The following is a 6,718-nucleotide window of genomic DNA, read 5'->3' on the forward strand; positions in this document are numbered from 1 at the left end:
AACAACGGGAGGCATAGCCTCCCGTTTTCATTTCTATCTGTTATTGAGGCAAGTGCCAGCGGCACAGGCTGCCGATGCGGGCCACCGGTGAGAAGCCCAGCGAGCGGTAGACACGCTGGGCATGGTAATGCTCGTCGGCCACTATGATGAGGCGCTCGGCCTGCGCCAGCCCCAGGCGCGCAACCTGGCTCAGCAACTGGCGGCAGAGCCCGCGATTGCGCCAATCCTGCCGGGTGCGCACCAGCTGAAAACGTCCCATATTGCCGGTGAAGAACAGCCCGCAGCTGGCGACCAGCCTGCCTTGCTGCCAGATCCCCCACCATTGCCCCAGCCCATCGGCGATCATGGCCTGATACAGACGGCGCCGTGACTGCAGATAAGGCAGATAGTTTGCTTCCGAATGGCCGGGGTCGCGCTCATCCAGCTCCAACGCCAGCCAGTCATCCCAGTCGGCGGCATCGAAGGCCCGGGCAGGGCCGACAGTCGGCCCGGCCGGTGCTTGCCAGCTGCACTCGTCCAGCGCCAGCACCACGCACTCCATGTATTGGTAACCCGCCGCCACGAAGCCGGCGACCCGGCTGTTTTGTCCCTCGGCCAGCGGCCACTGGAAGGTGCGGTGCCGGATCCCGGGATCCTGACCTATCAGCTGGTCGAAGCTGGCCTCGAGCCAGCCCTTGTCGCGGTCACTGGGCGGGGTCGGCAGCAGCAGATAGTTGCCGAAGTAGTAATCCGGGGCGGTCGGGGTTTTGACGGCCCAGAACCCTGCATGATCCGTCACCTCGCCCTGATAGCGATCGAACAGTAAATCGGTGGCAAAGCCGGGGTGATCTTCCATGATGGACTCCTGCTGATGACTCAATCGATTATCGGCAGGCGGGAGAAAAAGTTAAAAAAAGGCCGGGGAAGACCCGGCCAAACAATCACACGCAGATTCAGAACGTCCAGGACGATCCGCCCGCATCATAGCCTGCCTAGGCCCATTTTGGGATGGGGGCCAATCGTTACTTATGCCGAATTGCCAAATAAAAAAACTGGCGAGACAGGATCTGGCCGCAAATCGGTGTTGACTTTGATCGGTTTTGTCATAAAGATAGCAAGACGTTTAGACGTCCAAACATCCGTTTTGGCGTAGAGGAACCGGTGGCAGGACAGGGAGAGAACAGATGGGATTTCACAGCGCGCGTCAGGTTGAGGCACTCAACCAGAGTCTGGCGGATTTGGGTAACAACATTTCGGTCAGCTTCGAGTTTTTCCCGCCCAACAGCGAAGGGATGGAAAACACCCTGTGGCAATCCATCGAGCGGCTCCAGGTGCTGGAACCCAAGTTCGTCTCCGTGACCTATGGCGCCAACTCCGGCACCCGGGATCGCACCCACAAGGTGATCAAGGACATCAAGGAGCGCACCGGCCTCATCGCAGCCCCGCACCTGACCTGTATCGATGCCGGCCGTGACGAGCTGCGCACCATAGCCCGCGACTACTGGAACAGCGGCATCCGCCACATCGTCGCCCTGCGTGGTGATCTGCCTCCCGGTGTCGACAAGCCCGACATGTATGCCACCGACCTGGTCGCCCTGCTCAAGTCCGAGGCAGACTTCGACATCTCAGTCGCCGCCTACCCGGAAGGTCACCCCGAGGCGCGCAGCGCGCAGTCCGATCTGCTGAGCCTCAAGCGCAAGATAGATGCCGGTGCGAACCGCGCCATCACCCAGTTCTTCTTCGACGTTGAGACCTATCTGCGCTTTCGGGATCGCTGCGCAGCCATCGGCATCGATGCCGAAATCGTGCCGGGGATACTGCCGGTCTCCAACTACCAGACCCTGGCCAAGTTCGCCGGCTTCACCAACGTGAAGATCCCGCGCTGGATGCATCAGCGCTTCGAGGGGCTGGACAACGATCAGACTACTCGCAACATGGTGGGGGCCAGCATCGCCATCGATCAGGTGCGGGTGCTGAGTCAGGAAGGGGTGAAGGATTTCCACTTCTATACCCTGAACCGCTCCGAGCTGACCTACGCCATCTGCCATACCCTGGGTGTGAGGCCCAAAGGCCAGGCCTGATCCTGCTCGCAGTCGAGACAAAAAAAGCCAATGAGTCACCTCATTGGCTTTTTTGCTATGGCCGTGCGTCAGGGCCGGGTCGGCTGGATCTCTTTGGGCTCCAGTGTGATGACGGCATTGCCGGCGGCGCCGGGATATTGTTGATAGCTCTGGTCCTGCTCCAGGGTGTAGAAGGTATCCAGGTAGTCGTCGTTGTTGGTCATCCAGGAGTCGGGCAATGCCTTGACGATGCGACCGCCGAGGTCGAGGAAGGGCAGGGCTTCCGGCACGCCACCGGCGGTGAAGCCGAGTTTGAGCGCCTCGATCAGCAGGGCGCTGAGCTCCTTGTAGTTGACGTTGTCATCCTGCTCCATCATGACCACATCGACGGCGCCCCAGCGATAGCGATCCCAGTACACCAGTATCTGGTTCGGGCTGTAGTCGGTGTTGTCATAATCGAGGTAGGGCATGTCGACTATGTCCACCACCGGCTCATCCCGGCTGGGATTGACCCCGGCCACCACGGCATAGACCTCGGCGGCACCGAGCAGCCAGGGCTCCTGATCATCGCTCAGCCGGATCTTCTTCAAGATGCTGGTCTTGAGTGGCGCCGTGCTGTTGGCGGCACGGGGAGCAGACTGCAAGTCCGCCTCGGCCAATGCCCTGCGCATCACCTTCAGACCGGCATTCTTGGCCTTGACGGGATCGGCCTCCACCACCAGAACCGGTCGTGCCGGGGCCTGGTTCACGTCGAGGTAGACGGGGTTGCCGGCGCCGTCGAAGGCCTCGATGGCGCTCCAGCTCTGCTCATCGCCACTCGGCACATAGGCGATCAGCGGCTCGACACCCTGCTTCAGCGCATCGGCCTGCTCCGGGTTGGCCAGCCGCAACTGCATCAGCTGCTTGACCTCCCCCGTCAGCCCCTGCCGATCGATGGCGGCCAGGTTGGCGTCGGTGGCTTGGCGCTTCAACCTGGGGCTGGCCTTCTGCAGCAGGTTGGGCAGCGGGGCCTGGTACTGCTGATTGCCGAGCAGGGGCAGCAGGTTCTGCTGTTGCAGCGCGAGCTCGCGCGCCAGCTCCCGATCAGCGTCGGCGGCCTGGGCGCTGGCGCCCAGCAGGGCCAGTAATACAATGACAGCCTGATTCCTCATTCTTGTTCTCCAGTGGTGAGTCTGAGGGGGCGCATCCTGGGAAGGATATGCACCCCGGCCTCACTAGACGGCAATTGGTTTCAACTGTGAACCATGTTTGCCGAATTATGTGCAGCGTCTCACTGGAGTCTCCCCAAATGGTCAGGTCAGGCGCGCAGCCGGTTGACGCTATATAGCCCTATGCCGACCAGCAATCCCCAACAGGCGGAGCCGACGCCGAGCAGGCTGATCCCGGACGCCGTGATGATGAAGGTCAGCAGTGTCGCCTCCCGCTCCTCATCCTGTTGCAAGGCACTGTGCAGGCTGCTGCCTATGGTGCCGAGCAGGGCCAGACCGGCCACGCAGGTGACCAGGGCGGTGGGGAAGGCGCTGAACAGGGCCACCACTGTGGCGCCGAAGCAACCGGTGAGCAGGTAGAAGCAACCGGCCCAGACCGCGGCGGGCCAGCGGCGGTTGGCATCGGGATCCACCTCCTTGCCCATGCAGATGGCGGCCGTGATGGCCGCGAGGTTGAAGGCGTAGCCGCCGAAGGGGGCCAGCAGCAGACCGGTCAGGCCGGTCCAGGTGATGAGGGAGGAGGTGGCAGGTTGATAGCCGTGGGCTCGCAGTATGGTGATGCCGGGCATGTTCTGCGACGTCATGGTGACGATGAACAGCGGCAGGGCTATGCCCAGCAAGGCGTCCAGGGAGAATGTCGGTGTGATCCAGACCGGGCTGGAGAGTTGCCAGTGGACTGTGCTCAGCTGCAGCTCATCCCTCAGGGTACAGAGCAGCATGCCGGTCGCCAGCACCAGCACCATGGTATAGCGTGGCCACAGGTGACGACCGATCAGAAATGCCAATAACAGTGCCCCCAGCAGCAGGGGATCCTGCGGTGCCACCCTGAACAGATCCAGCCCGAAGCGGAGCAGGACCCCGGCCAGCATGGCCGCGGCCAGGGGAGCCGGGATATGGCGCATCAGGCGATCGAACCAGCCGCTGATCCCGCACAGGGTGATCAGCAGGGAAGAGATCACGAAGGCACCTATGGCCTCCCCCAGGCTGAAGTTGCCCAGGCTGGTGATGAGCAGGGCGGCTCCCGGGGTGGACCAGGCGGTCAATACCGGGACGCGGTAATAGAGGGAGAGCCCGATGCAGCTCACCCCCATGCCGATCCCCAGCGTCCATAGCCAGGAGGAGACCTGGGCGGCATCGGCCCCGGCGGCGGTGGCTGCCTGGATGATCAGTACGACCGAGCTGGTGTAGCCAACCAGCACGGCGATCAGGCCTGCGGCCAGATGGGGTAGGGTAAAGGGCATGACACTTCCTTGTTGGATGCTGATAGCTTGTGCGTTATTACGTACAATACGGCTTTGACTATAGCGATGTGCGCTATAGCGCACAAGGTGGTCAAACAACATTCAAGGGGAAAACATGCAGGAGATGAATCAACATCTGGCCCAGCGGCTGAAGGGGTTGCGCGGTGAGATGGGCTGGAGCCTGGATGTGGCCGCCCGTGAGACCGGGGTGAGCAAGGCCATGCTGGGGCAGATAGAGCGGGGAGAATCCAGCCCGACGGTGGCGACCCTGTGGAAGATCGCCACCGGCTTTCGGGTCTCCTTCTCCAGCTTCATCGAGCCGGCCCCGACTGAGAGTGAGAAGACCCTCTATCGGGTTGCCGATGCGATCCGCCAGCAACCGGCGGGAGAGGGCATGCAGGTGGCGCCGCTATTCCCCTATGAAGGCCGCTTTGGTTTCGAGCTGTTCGAGCTCACCCTGTTGCCCGGCTATCAGCGGGAATCAGAGCCCCACGAGCCTGGGGTCACCGAGCACGTCATCGTCATCAGCGGCGCTATGGAGGTCTTGATCGAAGGGGAGTGGCGTTCACTCGCGCAGGGGGAGGCGGTGCGCTTCGCCGCCGACCGCCCCCATGGCTACCGTAATCTGGGGAGAGCCCCCGCCGTCTTCCATAACCTGATCCATTACCCCGCCACGAGTTCCCGCTGATTAACCTGGGCGTCCATCGGCCCTGGGCTGGCTCAAGATGGGGGCATAGACCCAGACAAACAGGCCATAGGCCGCGATCCAGCTCCAGCCACTCAGGTTCCAGCCGACCAGGGTAAAGGCGGGCCAGAGTTGCGGGATCAATACCCGGAGCAGGGCGGACAGTATGACGAGGCCAAATGCCGCCGTGATCCTGCGCCCCACCCGCAGCGCCCTGCCGCTGTGGCCGAGGGACACCCGGGCAATCATCCCCAGGATCATGGTTCCTATGCAGCCGGCGCTGAACAGGTGGCTGGCGACCGAGAGCGTGATGGGCAAGCCTGCGGCCTGAGCCGAGAGGGCGAGCAGACCAAGAGGGATGAAGAGATAAGCCAGATGCAGTGACCACAGCAGGGGATGGGAGAGCGTTGACTTGGGCTGCCAGCGCAGTTGTCGCCACAGATGCAGGCCTGCCGCCACTATATATAGAGGCACCATATAAAGGCTGGTGGTCCATGGGGTGGGCAGCAGCAACCAGAGCAGCATGATCAGCCACAGGGAGGCGAGGGAGCCGCGCTCCAACCAGTGCAGGGGGACGGCTTTTTCCTGACCCGTTCCCCTGGCGGTAAAGAAGGGAATGACTCGCCCCCCCATCACGGCGATCAGGGTGGTGAACAGCAGCACCGTCGTGATCAGCAAATGCTCCATGGTGAGCCAGTCATCCCGCCACAGCCAGCTGGCGCCGTTGAGCAGGGTCAATATCAGGAGCAGTGGCACGAAGAAGAGGTTGCGCCACTGGCGGGTGATGATGATGGGCTTGGCGAGGAACCAGGCACAGAGCGGTAGCCAGGCCAGATCTGCAGCCATCAGGACGACACTATCCTCTCCCACCCAGGGCAGCATGCATCGTGGCAGCGCCCATAGTCCCACGACCAGCGCCAAGGGCCAGCCACGAACGCCGGGGTGAGCGGTCCAGTTCTGGACGGCGGTCAACAGGAAGCCCGCGACTATGGATGCACCGAAGCCGAACAACATCTCATGGGCATGCCACCAGACGGGGTTGGAGAGCCCGGGCAACTGGAGCCAGCCGTTGAGCTGCCCGAGCCAGCCAAGCATGGCCAGACAGGAAAAGAGCGCGCCGAGCAGGAAGAAGGGCCTGAACCCTAAACGAAACAGGGGGAGTATCCGCTCTTCTTTATGGCTATCGAGGATCTGGTGCATGGTGCAACCTTAATGTGACATCTGATATGCCAATTATAAAGTGGCTTTTCAAATGTTCAATTTAAATCCAGGGAATACCGAAATCGATACGGTTATGGGCGAAAAAAGACCGGTTTGCTGTAGAACTGAGCGAACGAACAACAATGACAAAAAAGCCCTTGTCATCGCGCTCTGGCTCCCTATAATCGCCCCTACCAGCACGGCACAACACGCCGGACTGATGAGCCAGCTTCCTCGTGAAGTGGGCGCCGAAAGAAAAGCGAAAACAACCGCTTGACTTTCGAAGTGAGGAGCGTAATATGCGCCTCCTCAACGCGATAAGCGTGACGCTCTTTAACAATTTGA

7 protein-coding genes are annotated in these 6,718 nt (G+C 61.6%); 2 read left to right on the forward strand and 5 right to left on the reverse strand.

The features are described from left to right. Positions 1 to 40: 40 nt before the first annotated feature. Positions 41 to 835, reverse strand: coding sequence for a GNAT family N-acetyltransferase (locus tag LG30_RS0105870; protein ID WP_033129782.1), 795 nt, complete (start codon positions 833 to 835; stop codon positions 41 to 43). Between the two features lie 328 nt (positions 836 to 1,163). Here LG30_RS0105870 and metF point away from each other — a divergent pair, with 328 nt between their 5' ends. Continuing rightward, positions 1,164 to 2,060 carry a methylenetetrahydrofolate reductase gene (gene metF / locus LG30_RS0105875; RefSeq protein ID WP_033129783.1) on the forward strand — a complete coding sequence of 299 codons (897 nt, stop codon included), beginning with the start codon at positions 1,164 to 1,166 and terminating at the stop codon, positions 2,058 to 2,060. Positions 2,061 to 2,128: 68 nt separating this feature from the next. Here the strand turns inward: metF and LG30_RS0105880 are convergent, their stop codons facing one another. Further along, a complete protein-coding gene (locus LG30_RS0105880; protein ID WP_033129784.1) occupies positions 2,129 to 3,190 on the reverse strand; it encodes a DUF3103 family protein in 1,062 nt (353 codons plus the stop codon). Between the two features lie 146 nt (positions 3,191 to 3,336). Next, a complete protein-coding gene (locus LG30_RS0105885; protein ID WP_033129785.1) occupies positions 3,337 to 4,488 on the reverse strand; it encodes a benzoate/H(+) symporter BenE family transporter in 1,152 nt (383 codons plus the stop codon). A gap of 115 nt (positions 4,489 to 4,603) precedes the next feature. Between LG30_RS0105885 and LG30_RS0105890 the strand changes: the two genes are divergently transcribed. Beyond that, on the forward strand, positions 4,604 to 5,176 hold the full coding sequence (locus tag LG30_RS0105890) for a helix-turn-helix domain-containing protein (RefSeq protein ID WP_033129786.1): 573 nt from the start codon (positions 4,604 to 4,606) through the stop codon (positions 5,174 to 5,176). On the opposite strand, the gene LG30_RS0105895 is transcribed toward LG30_RS0105890, so the two are convergent. Next, the gene (locus LG30_RS0105895) at positions 5,177 to 6,373 is read right to left on the reverse strand and encodes an NnrS family protein (protein ID WP_033129787.1); all 1,197 of its coding nucleotides are present in this window, start codon (positions 6,371 to 6,373) and stop codon (positions 5,177 to 5,179) included. A 61-nt stretch (positions 6,374 to 6,434) separates the two neighbouring features. Continuing rightward, positions 6,435 to 6,718 (reverse strand): hypothetical protein (locus tag LG30_RS22670; RefSeq protein ID WP_238566385.1); only part of this gene is annotated, 284 nt, incomplete at its 5' end.

Source organism: Aeromonas aquatica (genome assembly GCF_000764655.1).
GTDB classification, from domain to species: Bacteria; Pseudomonadota; Gammaproteobacteria; order Enterobacterales; family Aeromonadaceae; genus Aeromonas; species Aeromonas aquatica.